The organism is Dermacoccus sp. PE3, from assembly GCF_001021715.1.
Lineage (GTDB): Bacteria > Actinomycetota > Actinomycetes > Actinomycetales > Dermatophilaceae > Dermacoccus > Dermacoccus abyssi.
The window spans coordinates 866,915-880,644 of sequence record NZ_LDCM01000001.1 but is presented as its reverse complement, the minus strand read 5'-3'; the positions used below and the strand labels follow the sequence as shown (position 1 = coordinate 880,644).

The window sequence follows — 13,730 nt, the reverse complement described above, 5'->3', positions numbered from 1 at the left end:
GGCGGTCGGCTCCCGTAGGGGGCGTCGCCGTCCGGGGTCGGATCTGACGCGAGGTGCGCGCTGGGTTGCGATCCTTGCCAACTGAACATCGTGTTTCACGTGGAACGGTCGGACGTTCCCGTCCTTCGTTTCACGTGGAACACCACCTAAGAACTCAATGAATTTCCCTTCGTCGAAGGAAAGAAACTATGTCTGACGACACGAACCTGCCGGGTGACGACGCGGCCGACCTCCCCGAGGTGCCCGCCGGAGACCCCGACGCGCCCGTGAGCGACGCCGCAGCGGCCACCGCCGGTACGCCCGGTGACGTCGAGACGCCGAAGGTGCCGAACACTCCGGAGGCTCGCGCCGCCGTCGAGGCCCCGGTCGCCCACCGCGTCGACCCCATCGACCTCAACGCCGAGATGCAGCGCAGCTACATCGAGTACGCGATGAGCGTCATCGTCTCCCGTGCGCTTCCGGACGTGCGTGACGGCCTCAAGCCCGTGCACCGCCGCATCGTCTACGCGATGTACGACGGTGGCTACCGCCCCGACCGTGGCTACAACAAGTGCAGCCGCGTCGTCGGTGACGTCATGGGTCAGTACCACCCGCACGGTGACTCGGCCATCTACGACGCCATGGTGCGCCTCGTTCAGCCGTGGTCGATGCGTTACCCGCTCGTCGACGGCCAGGGCAACTTCGGTTCGCCGGGTAACGACGGCGCCGCCGCCCCGCGATACACCGAGTGCCGCATGGCGCCGCTCGCGTTGGAACTCGTGCGCGACATCCACGAGAACACCGTCGACTTCGAGCCGAACTACGACGGCAAGACGATGCAGCCCACCGTGCTGCCGAGCCGTTTCCCGAACCTGCTCGTCAACGGCAGCGCCGGCATCGCCGTCGGTATGGCCACCCAGATCCCGCCGCACAACCTGCGCGAGGTCGCCGACGCCGCCCAGTGGCTGCTCGCCAACCCCGAGGCGAGTCGTGAGGCGCTCCTCGAGGAGTGCCTGCGCCGCATCCTCGGCCCCGACTTCCCGACGGGCGCCCTCATCATGGGCAAGAAGGGCATCGAGGACGCCTACCGCACGGGTCGCGGCAGCATCACGATGCGCGCCGTCGTCAATGTCGAGGAGATCCAGGGCCGTCAGTGCCTCGTCGTCACGGAGCTGCCCTACCAGGTCAACCCCGACGCCCTCGCCGAGAAGATCGCCATGCTCGTCAAGGACGGCAAGATGGCGGGCATCGCGGACATCCGCGACGAGACGTCGGGTCGTACCGGCCAGCGCCTCGTCATCGTGCTCAAGCGCGACGCCGTGGCGAAGGTCGTGCTCAACAACCTCTACAAGCACACGCAGCTTCAGCAGAACTTCGGCGCGAACATGCTCGCCCTCGTCGACGGTGTGCCCCGCACGCTGCCGGTCAGCGCGTTCATCCGCTACTGGGTCGAGCACCAGATCGACGTCATCCAGCGACGCACGCAGTACCGCCTCGACGAGGCCGAGAAGCGCATCCACATCCTGCGCGGTTACCTCAAGGCGCTCGACGCGCTCGACGAGGTCATCGCCCTCATCCGTCGTAGCCCCACGGTGGACGAGGCACGCGCCGGCCTCATCGACCTTCTCGACGTCGACGAGATCCAGGCCAACGCCATTCTCGACATGCAGCTGCGCCGCCTCGCGGCCCTCGAGCGTCAGAAGATCATCGAGCAGCACGACGAGATCCAGGCGCAGATCGACGACTACAAGGACATCCTGGCCAAGCCGGAGCGTCAGCGTCAGCTCGTCTCCGACGAGCTCGCCGAGATCGTCGACAAGTACGGCGACGACCGTCGCAGCCAGATCGTGCCGTTCGACGGCGACATGAACATGGAAGACCTCATCCCCGAGGAGGACGTGGTCGTCACCATCACGCGCGGCGGCTACGTCAAGCGCACGAAGGTGAGCGAGTACCGCAGCCAGCGTCGCGGCGGCAAGGGCGTGCGCGGCGCGACGCTGCGCGGCGACGACGTGGTCGGGCACTTCTTCACCACGTCGACGCACGACTGGCTGCTGTTCTTCACGAACGCCGGCCGCGTCTACCGCACCAAGGGCTACGAACTGCCCGAGGGCTCGCGCGAGAGCAAGGGCCAGCACGTCGCGAACCTGCTCGCGTTCCAGCCGGGCGAGCAGATCGCCCAGGTGCTGCGCCTGCGCACGTACTCCGACCACGAGTACCTGCTGCTCGCCACGCGCAACGGCCTCGTGAAGAAGACGCGCCTGTCCGAGTACGACTCGCCGCGTTCGGGCGGCCTCATCGCCGTCAACCTGCGTGACGGTGACGAACTCGTCGGCGCCAAGCTCGCCGAGGCGAGCGACGACGTCCTGCTCGTCTCGCGCAAGGGTCAGGCCGTGCGCTTCGCCGCTACGGACGACTCGCTGCGCCCGATGGGCCGCTCCACGTCCGGTGTCACCGGCATGAAGTTCCGCGACGGCGACGAACTGCTGTCGCTCAGCGTCGTGCCCGAGGGTTCGAACGAGGTGGAGCGCGGCGCCGCCCAAAAGCTCTACGTCTTCGTCGTCTTCGAGAACGGCCTCGCGAAGCGCACCCCCGTCGAGGAGTACCCGACGAAGGGCCGCGCGACGCTCGGCGTCAAGGTCGCCACGATCTCCGAACGAGGCGGCGACCTCGTCGGCGCGCTCGTCGTCGAGAACCGTGACGAGGTCATGGTCGTCATGGAGAAGGGCAAGATCGTGCGCAGCGCCGTCAGCGAGGTGCGCGAGACCGGTCGCAACACCCAGGGCGTCCAGTTCGCCACCCCGGGCAAGGGCGACTCCATCGTCGCGGTTGCGCGCAACGCCGAGAAGGAAGCCGAGGAAATTGCCGACGAGCAGGTAGGTTCGGATGCGAATACGGCAGATGACGCAGAGGTGACAAACCCCTCGGAGGATGCCGTTACCGCCGAGAACGACGAGTCGGGAGACAGTGAGTGAGTAACTCGCGAGAACCGCGCACCAAACTGCCGGGCGCTGAGGCGACCGCAGCGGCACCACGCCAGGGACGCGCGCCGCAGCAGCGCGTCGCGTCACCAGCCGGCCGCTCGGCCGCGGGAGCGCCGAAGGGCGGCGCGGGGCGTCCGGCACCGAGGCGCACCACGCCTCGTCGCGTGCGCCTCACCCTGTCGCGCGTCGACACCTGGTCGGTTCTGAAGATCGCCTTCCTGCTGTCCGTGGCCGTCGCCATCGCGTCCGTCGTGCTCGTCGCGACGCTGTGGACCGTCCTCGCCGGCATGGGCACCTTCAGCGCCGCCAACGACATGCTGCGCACCCTCGACCGTCAGGGATCGCAGTTCGACATCCTCGACTACGTCGGATTCGGACGCGCCATCTCGTTCAGCATCGTCATCGGCGTGCTCAACATCATCCTCATGACGGCCATCGCCACCCTCACAGCGTTCCTCTACAACATCTGCGCCTCCCTCGTCGGCGGCGTGCAGTTGACCCTCAGCGATGAGTGAGCTCCCTCGGCCCGTCTTCCGGGCTGGGCAGCTCGCAAGCTCGCTGCCCAGCCTCGGTGCGACACAGGGTCCCTCGGCCCGTCTTCCGGTGATCTGACCTCGCAAGCTCGGTCAGATCCCTCGGTGCGACAGGCCTTCGGGGGCGGGTCGGCTTCCAGCGTGGTCTCGTAGGTCTGCGCTGGTCCGGTTGTTTTGTTGGCGGGGTTTTCAGACCCGCGACTGAGGTCTGTCGCTGATTTTCGAAGGCCCTCACCACACTCGTGGTGGGGGCCTTCGGGCGTCTGCGGGCATCCTCGGTTCCAGCCGGTGCAGATGTCTGGATCTGGCCGCGATATATCGCCGTCAGATCGGCAGAAGCTCCCCAGATCCGGGTGGCGCACGCCTGCTCGGTAGCCCGTGCGCCGCCGGGGCCCCGCGGATTTGCGGGGCGCGCGCGGCGTAGGGTAATCTCAACGCTCGTGCCGCTCGGTGAACGAGCAGGCGCGGAAGCGGTGCAGGGGCCTATAGCTCAGTCGGTTAGAGCGCTGTCCTGATAAGACAGAGGTCACTGGTTCAAGTCCAGTTAGGCCCACCACCACTGCCCCTCGAGTTCGCTTGGGAGTTCCCGATGTACAAGGTTCTTCTCGCAGCCGCCGCCGCGGCGGCAGCCATCTACGCGAACAGTGAGTACCAGAAGCAACAACTGGGCAAGGAGCTGTGGGCGAAAGCGACGGATCAGCCGGAGAACACCGTACCGGGCAAGAACTGACCGTCACCCTCCGGGGGTATGGCGCAATTGGTAGCGCACCTGCTTTGCAAGCAGGGGGTTAGGGGTTCGAGTCCCCTTACCTCCACCGAACGACGAAGGCCCTCACCGCACAGGTGAGGGCCTTCGTCGCGTCACGGGAGCAATTGGCGCGGCGACCGTAACGAAGAAGGGCCTCGTGGGCGCGATGACGCTCCCACGAGGCCCTTCTCCGGCGAAGTCTGCTTTCCCTGCGCGGAGGCGGGCCAGCACTCAGAGGTAGGCGATCGGGTCGAACTCGTCGATCGGGATGATGCGCAGACGCGGCAGCGTCGCGTTAAACGCCTTGACGTCGTGCTCGAGGTCGAAGAACTCCATGCCCTGCGCCTCGAGGGGAGCGAAGCCCGAGTTGCGGAACTCCTTGAAGCCGATGAGTCCCACCTTGCGCGAGCCTCCGAGCAGCGGCTCCACCTGCGGCAGGAAGTCTCCGTCGTGGCTGACGAGCATGACGTCGGCCTGGTAGGTGCGCAGCGCGTCCAGCGTCTTCTGGATGGCCATGTCTACGACCTTCTCGTCGGACGCACCGGAGAGCGGAATCGGCTGGTAACCCAGGGCCGTCAGCGCCTGGATGAACGACATCGGCAACTCGGGGCCGTTCGCGGCGAGGAAGAACAGGCCCTTGGCGTCCTGACGCCACTCCTGCTCCGCGAAGCGCAGCAGACGATCCCAGCGCGGCCGCTCGTCCGGGTGCGGTCGTCGTCCGAGGATGGACGTGCCCAGCGTCGCGTCGATGTTCTCGCCGTCGATGAGCACGTAGGTGATGCGCTTGGTTGCCATGCCTTCAACCTATCCGCACCCTGCCTGGGACGCCCACCGACCACGAATCTGGCGGCCGAACGGGCGCGAGGTCAGCCCTCCGCGGCCAGAGCCCCCGCGAAACCAAGCATGACGACGCCCGTACCGCCCTCGACACCGCGGTTGACGAGCGGACGTGCCAGTGCATCGCGGGCACGCGTCGCCAGCCCCACGACGGCGAGCAGCACGATCGTGCCGACGATCGTCAGGGTGAGGGCGTAGGCGAGGAGCGTGAGCATCCCGGTGCCGGGGCCGGCGAACTGCGGCAGCACCGCGAGGTTGAACGCGAGCACCTTCGGGTTCGTGATGTTGCACAGGAACCCATGACGGAACGAGCGGCGCGGGCTGCGCGGTGTTGCTTCCGGCGTCATGGCCCAGCCGTCACCGTGGGCTTTGACGGGTGCGCGCAGCGCCATGATGCCGAGATAAATGAGGTAGGCGACACCGAGCCAGCGGATCGTCTGGAACACCGGTTCCGAACGGGCGATGATCGCGCCCAGCCCCGCCGCGGCGAGGACGCCCTGGGTGGCACCGGCGACCCCGATGCCGAGCGTCGTCCACAGCCCTCACGCGCGGCCTCCGATGACGGTGTTGCGCAGCGTGAGGAACGTGTCCGGGCCCGGTGCCACCGCAATGGCCGTTGCGAACACGACGAAGCTGAGGAAGTGCGCCATGGACGGACTGTACGGCCGGCGTCACCGAATCCGCGCGTGCCTGCCCACGCTGTGGGCGCGAGGCGGCGTTCCGCTGACGACGACGTCGAACAGGGTTACCCCGATGGGACGCGCCGATTCCCTCGGCTAGCAGAATCTAGTTATTTGTCTATCAACCTAAAGAAGCAGCGATCGACCTTTGGTGCAACGCAGCGCCGAAGCCGGGCCCGGGCGTCGGGGAAGGCGCTCACACGACGCGTCAGGAGCAGGCACATGACGAGGGGCCGCCTCCAGCAGGAAGCGACCCCTCAAGCGGAGCGACTGATGTCAGATGTCGCCGCGGGCGGCGCGACGCGAGCTGCGCGTCTCACCTTCGAGTGCCTCGGTGGACATGTGGCCCGACTCCTCGGCCTCGGTCCACGTGGCAGCGGTGCCCGGCCCACCTGCCGGCTCGGCCGTGCCGTCGCCCGCAGGGCGCACCATCGTGGTGTCATCGGCCTTGTTGAAGTCGGTGACGGGGTTGTTGATCGTCATCTCGTCCGAACGGTCAGCCTTGCTGTCCGCGATGGCAGCCTCGGAGAGCTGGGCGTTCTTGGCCTTCTTCTTCTGCTGGTCGGCGTACACGAGGTAACCGGCACCGGCGAGGGCGGCCGCACCGACAACGATGAGGAAGCCACCCTTCTTCTTCTTGGGTGCGAGAGCCGGGGCGTAGCGCGCGACCTGCTCCTGCGCACCGTCGGGAAGCTGACCCACGACGTTGTGCGAGGCGGCGGTGCCGGCGGCAGCGGCCGTCGCGAGGATCTCCTTGAGGTGCGGGAGCAGCTCGTCCTTGTAGAAGTCGCGAGCGTTGTCGGCCGTGAGGCCCTTGTCCTCGGCGACCTGCTGGGCCTGGCCCTTCAGGGCAGCAGCCTTGTAGGCGGCGTCCTGGCGCGTGTCGACGCCGAACTTCTTCGTCGCCTTCTTTTCCGCGCGCGATGCCTTGGCACCGAGGAAGCCCGCCAGAGCGGCAGCCTTCTTGTCGGCCTTCTTCTTTGTCTTCTCGGCGCGCTTGTCGGCCTGCTTCGCGAACTTGGACGACTTCTTGTCGGCCTTCTTTGCAGTCTTGCGGCCCTTCTTCTCGGCCTCGTCACGCGCGTCGGCAGCGGACTCGGCGACGTCGGCGATCTTCGCGGCGGCGACGGCCTTGGCCACGCTCACCTTGTCGGCGGCAGCCTCACGCTGGTCGGCAGTGGCGTCGGCAACCTTCTCGAGGTGCGGCGCAGCGGCTTCGCGGGCTTCCTCTGCCTTCTCCATGATGAAGTCGCGGGCCTCCTCGGCCTTCTCTGCGAGGGTGGGGACGATGTCCTTCTCGGTCTTCGCCTTGGCCTCAGCGGCCTTCGTCGAAGCCAGGTCGACCGCGGTGAGCGCAGCCTCCTTGGCCTTCTCGGTCTTGGTGGGTTCGGATTTCCACAGCACGGCTGTTCCTCTCCTGCGGGTGGATACTCTTCTGCCTCTCATCCTGCCTTGTTCGCTGCCCGCTTACCAACCGGTTCGGCAGGTCGGACGGTGGGGATGTCGGCCGGGCCCACCTCAAGGGACGGAGACGCCTGCCTCGTGACGCCCGGGCTTCCGCCGAGTGTGAACACCCGCGAGGCCGCCGTGCCCGTGTGCGTTTCACGTGGAACACTGGGTGTCATGATCGCGACACTGAACACCAACCACGGTGACATCAACATCAACCTCTTCCCGACCCAGGCGCCGAAGACCGTCGAGAACTTCGTCGGCCTCGCCAAGGGCACGAAGGAGTACAAGGACGACGCCGGCCGCACCAACCCGCAGCCTTTCTACGACGGCCTCACGTTCCACCGCATCATCCCGGGCTTCATGATCCAGGGCGGCTGCCCGCAGGGCATCGGCATCGGTGGCCCCGGCTACACGTTCGACGACGAGATCTCGCCCGAGCTGAACTTCAACTCGCCCTACATGCTCGCCATGGCCAACGCCGGTAAGCGCATGGGCAAGGGCACGAACGGCTCGCAGTTCTTCATCACGGTTGCCGACACGAGCTGGCTGCAGGGCAAGCACACGATCTTCGGCGAGGTGGCCGACGACGAGTCCAAGAAGGTCGTCGACGAGATCGCCGCCGTCCGCACGGGCGGCCAGGACAAGCCGGTCGAGCCGGTCGTCATCGAGAGCGTCACCATCTCCGAGTGATCGCATCCGTGCCCTCGCTCCGAACGGTGTGAGGGTGCGGGAGACAATCGTGTGGCCCCGTCGTTGTCATGACGACGGGGCCACACGCATGAGAAGGGCAGAGACGAGAACGATGAGCGTTCCGCTGGACAACGGTTCGTACGACGAGCAAGGGATCCCGGTGTGTCCGAGGCACCCGGAGGTCGCGGCCTACACGCGCTGCCAGCGCTGCGGACGTCCGGCGTGCACGCAGTGCCAGGTGCCGGCCTCGGTCGGGTTCCAGTGCGTCGACTGCGTCGCTGCCGAGCGCAAGGCGAACCCGATGCCGACGCAGCGGTCGGAGCTAGGCATGCCCGCCGCGCCCGGACGCCCGCTCGTGACCTTCGGCATCATCGGCATCTGCGTGGCCGTCTGGGTGGGCGAGCTGATGAGCTGGAGCTTCTTCGGCAACGTCGCTTTCATCGCCCTGGCAGCCCAGGACGAGCCGTGGCGCTACATCACGAGCGGCTTCGCGCACGACCGCAGCAACGTCATCCATCTGCTGTTCAACATGATGGCGCTGTACTTCATGGGGCAGTACCTCGAGCCGATGTTGGGCCGTCTCCGCTTCGCGGCCCTCTACCTCGTGGCGGTGCTCGGTGGGTCGGTCGGCTATCAACTGCTGACTTCGGCGCCCGTTCGGGGTGGCGACCTCTACGCGTCGGGATGGGCGACTCCGCTCGTCGGTGCGTCCGGTGGTGTGTTTGGCCTGTTCGTCGCCGTCATCGTGCTCAACCGGCACCTGGGGCGCGAGATCGGCCCGATGCTCACCCTCATCGCCATCAACGTCGTGCTGGGCTTCACGATGAGCAACGTGGCGTGGCAGGCACACCTCGGTGGCGCGATCGTCGGAGGCATCGCGGCCGGCCTGTTGTACGCCGTTCGCCGCCGCTCGACGGCGATCCAGCTCGGTCTGCTCGGTGGTCTTGCCGCGCTACTGTTCGCAGCTGCCTACGTCAGTTTCGCGATGGCCGACCTCAGCTGGATCCAGATCGTGCGCTGACACCAGGACGTCACGCCAAGAGGGCTTCGTCGAGTGTTCGATGAAGCCCTCTTGTGCTGTCTAAGTCAGGTGCAAGATGTGGGCAGAGTGATGCATCGTGCCGAACTCGGACAAGAACAGACGGCGAGGGGTTTCGTGGCTCCTGGACGCTCGACGAAGGTCTCCTTGCGGCCCGAGCTGTCCCGGAACGTGGCACGGTTGCCGTCGATGACGACCCAGCCGCGCTGATAGGGGTCGTCCCACCCCTTCGGCGTCCCGGCCTCGCTCGCGAGGGGGCCGCCCTCGCGGACGTACCAGGTGCCGTTGCTGTTGAGTTCGCGCACACCGCAGTGCGTGTAGAGCTTGAACGGCCCGGGCGACTCGCCGGGCGTCGCGTAGGTCCAGCCCGTCACCACGGCAGCCAGGCCCAGCGTGGCCACCGACGTCCGCTTCACATACCTCTGACCTGAGTGTGCGCCGCGATGCCGCCGCCGTCCAGAGGGCAGTTCGTCATCAGGACGGTTCCATGGCGTGGTGAACGCTCGCAGTTCGCCGCAACGTCGATGAGAACCTATCCACATCTCTCGCCTCAGCTCTAGATGGGGCAAGACAAACCGAGCAAGCGTCGTCCCCAGCTGTGGAAGACCCCGTCGACGTCGTCCGAAACCAGGGTTTTCCACAGTTTCCACAGGCATGGGTGTGGAGAAACCCGCGGAATGAGCGGCGTGTCGTGGGGCCGAGCCCGGTGAGTCACATGAGTTGTCCCCAGCTGACCTGCCCTTTTCCACCGGTGGACCACCGGTTTTCCACTGATCTTGACGCTTGTCCCCGGGCCATCCACGCGTTGTCCCCATGTTTGTCCACAGTTGTGGAAAACGACAGCCGTGTAATTACACACAGGCTGTGGATAACTCTGGGGAAAACATCCCACAACGTCGGATGCCCTCGACCCAACAGGGCCGAGGGCATCCGACGAAGTCGAAGGAGCGCTACTTCCAGCGCGTCATCATGATGAATCCCACCATGATGAAGGCGAAGCCGACGACGATGTTGATCGCATCGACGTTGGGGATCGGGTACGCGCCCGAACTGATGTAGTACGTCATGACCCACACGAGGCCGAGGAGCATGAGGCCGAGAGCGGTCGGCACCCACCACCTGGGGTTGAGGCCGCCTCCGGAGGCGGCGCGCGCAGCGGCGTCGGAGTTCTTACGGGCCACGGGGTACCCCTTCCGTGTCAGGCGTTCTGGAGGTGAGTCAACTAGGGTGAGAGCCTAGTTGACTCACTCGCCGGTACGCAGCATGAAGGAGGCGTCCGCGTGGCCGATTCGCCCAGCACTCCCGCGACCGAAGCGCCAAATGACGCACCGAACGAAGCTCCCGGCGTCGAGCAGAACGAGGGTGTCCGGATTCCCTCGCGCCGCCGCGTGAAGCCCTGGCAGGTCGCCGTCCCGATCGTGACGCTCGTGGCTGGCCTCATGTTCGCCGTCAGTTCGCGTGCGGCCCACGGCACCGATCTGCGCTCGGGCAACACACAGCTCAGCGACGTCGTCGCCGGAGCCGACCGACGCGTCAAGGAGAAGCAGCAGTCCGTCGCCAGCCTGCGCCGTCAGGTCGTACAGGCGCAGAGCGCCGCCGCGAAGAAGGACGGACCGGCCGCCCAGGCGTCCAAGATCAACGCTCAGGCGTCGAAGGAGGAGGACCCGGCCGGTCTCGCGCCGCTGACGGGGCAGGCGATCACCGTCACCCTCGACGACAGCAAGAAGAGCGTCGACCAGCTGCCCGAAGACGGCACACCCGACTGGCTCGTCGTCCACCAGCAGGACGTGCAGGCCGTCGTCAACGCCCTGTGGCGCGCGGGCGCTCGCGGCATGATGCTCATGGATCAGCGCGTCGTCTCGACCAGCGCGGTGCGCTGCGTCGGCAACACCCTCATCCTTCAGGGTCGTGTCTACAGCCCACCGTTCACGATCAAGGCCATCGGCGACCCGGTGAAGCTCAAGGCAGCCCTCGACGACGACGAAGCGGTGAAGATCTACAAGCAGTACGTCGACCTCGTCGGGCTGGGCTACGACCTCAAGACGGAGCAGAACGCGTCCTTCCCCGCGTTCACCGGCTCGCTCTCCCTGAAGTACGCCCGGGCCCAGCGCTGACGGCGGCGCTGGGCCGTGCGGGATGGGCGCACCTAGACTGGTGGGCATGACCGACTCGCCGCGCATTCTCGTCGTCGACAACTACGACAGCTTCGTCTTCACGATCGTCGGCTACCTCCAGCAGTTGGGCGCCGAGACGACCGTCGTGCGCAACGACGCGATCAGCGCGGCCGACGGCGCCGATTTCGACGGCGTGCTCGTCTCGCCCGGTCCCGGCACCCCGGAGGACGCCGGCGTCAGTATGAAGATGATCGAGGCGTGCGGCGAGCGCAACCAGCCGATGCTCGGGGTGTGCCTCGGCCACCAGGCCCTCGGCGTCGTCACGGGCGCCACGGTGGGGCGTGCGCCGGAGTTGCTGCACGGCAAGACGTCCGAGGTCTTCCACGACGGCACGGGCGTGCTCGAGGGTCTCTCCGACCCGTTCACCGCCACGCGCTACCACTCGCTGACGATCGACCCGGCCACCGTCACCGACGAACTCGTCGTCAACGGTCGCACTGACACCGGAATCATCATGGCGGCCCATCACCGGGACCTGCCGTTGCACGGCGTGCAGTTCCACCCCGAGAGCGTCATGACGGTCGGTGGTCACCGCATGCTCGCCAACTGGCTGCGGATGTGCGGCTCCACGACGGCCGTCGAGGCGAGTCACGACATGGTGCCGCTCGTGCGCGCGAGCTGACCCGCCGTCGCCCGGCAACGCGACACCGACGTCGAAGGACCACCCCGGCCGAATCGGGGTGGCCCTTCGAGGTCTTCGTGACTAGTCGTCCTCGTTCGGCGGGCTCGCCGTGTTCGACGGCGTGAGCTCGGTCGTGTCACTCGGCGAACTCGGCGAACTCGGCGAACTCGGCTTGGTGCTCGAGGAGGTGGAACTGCTCGAGGAGCTAGAGCTCGACGACGAGGAGGACGGTGTCGACGTCGGTGAGGGCGTCGCCGTGACGGTGGCCTCGGGCTTCTGGCCGACCACGACGACCACGGCCGTGCCGTTGTCCACCTTCTTGCCCTGATCGGGCACGGAGATGACCTTGCCCTGCTTGGTCTCGTCGCCCGTGCGCTCGTAGGTCACGCTGATCGACAGGTGCGCCTTGTAGAGCGCCTGCGTCGCCTCGTCCTGGGTCTTGCCGACGAGGTCGGGCACGGTGACCTTGCCGCTGCTCGGGTAGAGCGTGATCTCGTTGCTCGCACCGAGCGTCGAACCGGCCTTGGGGTTGGTCTCGGCAACCTTGCCCGAGTCGACGCCGCTGTCGTCCTTCTTCTCCGAGGAGACCTTGATGCGGTCGGCGTCGATACCTGCGGAGATGAGGGTCTGGCGCGCTGTCGCGACCGAGTCGCCCACGACGTCGGGCACCTTCACGGAGTCCGGGCCCGTCGAGACGGTGAGCGTGACGGTGGAATTGCGGTCGGCCTTGGTGCCGCCCGGCGGGTCCTGCCCGACGACGGTGCCTTCGCTCTGGTCGGAGGACGTCTCCTTGCGCTCGACCGTGAAGTCCTGCGACAGAGTCGAGAAGGCCTGGTCGTAGGTCATGCCTTCGACCTTCGTCACCGTGACCTGGTCGGTGGTGCCGCTCGGGTTCATGAAGAGGTAGCCGATGCCGAGGATGGCGGCGAGGGCCGCGATGACGGCGAGAGCCCACAGACCGCCGCGCGAACGCTTCGGCTCGTGACGCTCGTCGAGTTCCGCCGTGTGGTCGGCGGCCGCGAGAGCTGCGCCGCGGCGCGTGTAGTTGACGACCTCCGTGCTGTCGCCTGCGGCCTGGGTACTCGCGAGGGCGGCCGCGGAGATCTCCTGGCCGGAGCGAGCCGCGAGCACGTCCGAACGGAACTCGCCGGCGCTCTGGTAGCGAGCGTCCCGCTTCTTCTCGAGCGAGTGCAGGACGACGGCGTCGAGCTCGGGTGACACCGAGTGCTCGTACAGCGACGGCGGCTGCGGCTGCTCCCCGATGTGCTGGTAGACGAGGCTGACCGGCTCACCGACGAAGGGCGCACGCCCGGTGAGCAGCTCGAAGAGCACGCAACCGGCGGAGTACAGGTCGGTGCGCGGGTCGACGCTCTCGCCTTGGGCCTGCTCGGGGGAGAGGTAGCGGGCGGTACCGACGACGGCCTGGGCCGACGTCATCGTCGCGCCGACGTCGGCGAGGGCTCGCGCGATACCGAAGTCCATGACCTTAACGTTGCCGCCGCGCGTCACCATGACGTTTCCGGGCTTGATGTCGCGGTGGACGATGCCCTTGGAGTGGCTGTACTCGAGGGCCGACAGGATGCCCATCGTCACACGGCAGGCCTCGTCCGAGCTGAGCTTCTTCTCGTCGTTGAGGATCTCGCGCAGCGTCTGGCCGTCGACGTACTCCATGACGATGTAGGGGATGTCGACGGTGCCGCCGCCGGCCTCGACGAAGGTGTCTTCACCCGAGTCGTACACGGCCACGATGTTGGCGTGGTTGAGCCCGGCCGACGACTGCGCCTCGCGGCGGAAGCGCTGGAGGAAGGAGGGGTCGCGCGCGAGGTCGGAGCGCAGGATCTTGATGGCGACGGAGCGTCCGAGACGGGTGTCGTGGCCGGCGTGAACCTCGGCCATGCCACCGCGACCGATGAGCTCACCGACCTCGTAGCGCCCGCCGAGAATGCGTGGTGCCGTGCTCATGCGGTCTCCTCCTGAGATCTCGTCGGGGTG

General features: G+C 67.0%; 14 protein-coding genes and 2 tRNA genes. 10 read left to right on the top strand and 6 right to left on the bottom strand.

The genetic code is table 11. The features are described 5' to 3' along the window. The first annotated feature begins 188 nt into the window (after window positions 1-188). The 5 genes from gyrA to AA983_RS04195 all read left to right on the top strand — a co-directional run bounded on the left by gyrA (window position 189) and on the right by AA983_RS04195 (window position 4,311). Window positions 189-2,954, top strand: a complete 2,766-nt coding sequence (gyrA, locus tag AA983_RS04210) for a DNA gyrase subunit A (protein WP_156170167.1) — start codon at window positions 189-191, stop codon at window positions 2,952-2,954. After that, window positions 2,951-3,478 (top strand): DUF3566 domain-containing protein, encoded by a 528-nt coding sequence (locus AA983_RS04205; protein ID WP_047310851.1) that lies wholly within the window; start codon window positions 2,951-2,953, stop codon window positions 3,476-3,478. Before gyrA ends, AA983_RS04205 begins: the two co-directional genes overlap by 4 nt. 497 nt (window positions 3,479-3,975) lie before the next feature. Further along, window positions 3,976-4,052, top strand: a tRNA-Ile gene (locus AA983_RS04200). A gap of 33 nt (window positions 4,053-4,085) precedes the next feature. Then, entirely contained in the window at window positions 4,086-4,226 is a 141-nt protein-coding gene (locus tag AA983_RS15435) for a hypothetical protein (protein ID WP_156170166.1), read from the top strand. Between the two features lie 12 nt (window positions 4,227-4,238). After that, a tRNA-Ala gene (locus AA983_RS04195) sits at window positions 4,239-4,311 on the top strand. 164 nt (window positions 4,312-4,475) lie between these two features. Here AA983_RS04195 and AA983_RS04190 read toward each other — a convergent pair. Further along, window positions 4,476-5,039 carry an NYN domain-containing protein gene (locus AA983_RS04190; protein WP_047310850.1) on the bottom strand — a complete coding sequence of 188 codons (564 nt, stop codon included), beginning with the start codon at window positions 5,037-5,039 and terminating at the stop codon, window positions 4,476-4,478. Between the two features lie 71 nt (window positions 5,040-5,110). Next, window positions 5,111-5,620, bottom strand: a complete 510-nt coding sequence (locus AA983_RS04185; RefSeq protein WP_255352614.1) for a LysE family translocator — start codon at window positions 5,618-5,620, stop codon at window positions 5,111-5,113. Window positions 5,621-5,729: 109 nt separating this feature from the next. Here AA983_RS04185 and AA983_RS15905 point away from each other — a divergent pair, with 109 nt between their 5' ends. Then, complete coding sequence (locus tag AA983_RS15905) at window positions 5,730-5,861, top strand: hypothetical protein (RefSeq protein ID WP_255352608.1); 132 nt, start codon at window positions 5,730-5,732, stop codon at window positions 5,859-5,861. A gap of 176 nt (window positions 5,862-6,037) precedes the next feature. Here AA983_RS15905 and AA983_RS04180 read toward each other — a convergent pair whose 3' ends face one another. Then, the gene (locus tag AA983_RS04180; protein WP_047310849.1) at window positions 6,038-7,165 is read right to left on the bottom strand and encodes a hypothetical protein; all 1,128 of its coding nucleotides are present in this window, start codon (window positions 7,163-7,165) and stop codon (window positions 6,038-6,040) included. A 219-nt stretch (window positions 7,166-7,384) separates the two neighbouring features. Here AA983_RS04180 and AA983_RS04175 point away from each other — a divergent pair, with 219 nt between their 5' ends. Together AA983_RS04175 and AA983_RS04170 are read left to right on the top strand one after the other, a co-directional pair. Continuing rightward, complete coding sequence (locus AA983_RS04175) at window positions 7,385-7,903, top strand: peptidylprolyl isomerase (protein ID WP_047310848.1); 519 nt, start codon at window positions 7,385-7,387, stop codon at window positions 7,901-7,903. Window positions 7,904-8,015: 112 nt separating this feature from the next. Beyond that, window positions 8,016-8,924 (top strand): rhomboid family intramembrane serine protease, encoded by a 909-nt coding sequence (locus tag AA983_RS04170; RefSeq protein WP_047310847.1) that lies wholly within the window; start codon window positions 8,016-8,018, stop codon window positions 8,922-8,924. Window positions 8,925-8,989: 65 nt separating this feature from the next. Here the strand turns inward: AA983_RS04170 and AA983_RS14655 are convergent, their stop codons facing one another. After that, a complete protein-coding gene (locus AA983_RS14655) occupies window positions 8,990-9,358 on the bottom strand; it encodes a hypothetical protein (protein WP_129666281.1) in 369 nt (122 codons plus the stop codon). Window positions 9,359-9,892: 534 nt separating this feature from the next. After that, window positions 9,893-10,123 carry a cell division protein CrgA gene (locus tag AA983_RS04160; protein ID WP_047310846.1) on the bottom strand — a complete coding sequence of 77 codons (231 nt, stop codon included), beginning with the start codon at window positions 10,121-10,123 and terminating at the stop codon, window positions 9,893-9,895. 99 nt (window positions 10,124-10,222) lie between these two features. On the opposite strand from AA983_RS04160, the gene AA983_RS04155 reads away from it, so the two are divergent. Together AA983_RS04155 and AA983_RS04150 are read left to right on the top strand one after the other, a co-directional pair. Continuing rightward, window positions 10,223-11,056, top strand: coding sequence for a DUF881 domain-containing protein (locus AA983_RS04155; protein ID WP_231579514.1), 834 nt, complete (start codon window positions 10,223-10,225; stop codon window positions 11,054-11,056). A 46-nt stretch (window positions 11,057-11,102) separates the two neighbouring features. After that, entirely contained in the window at window positions 11,103-11,738 is a 636-nt protein-coding gene (locus tag AA983_RS04150; protein WP_047310845.1) for an aminodeoxychorismate/anthranilate synthase component II, read from the top strand. 81 nt (window positions 11,739-11,819) lie between these two features. Here the strand turns inward: AA983_RS04150 and pknB are convergent, their stop codons facing one another. Next, complete coding sequence (pknB, locus tag AA983_RS04145; RefSeq protein ID WP_047310844.1) at window positions 11,820-13,700, bottom strand: Stk1 family PASTA domain-containing Ser/Thr kinase; 1,881 nt, start codon at window positions 13,698-13,700, stop codon at window positions 11,820-11,822. Window positions 13,701-13,730: the final 30 nt, after the last annotated feature.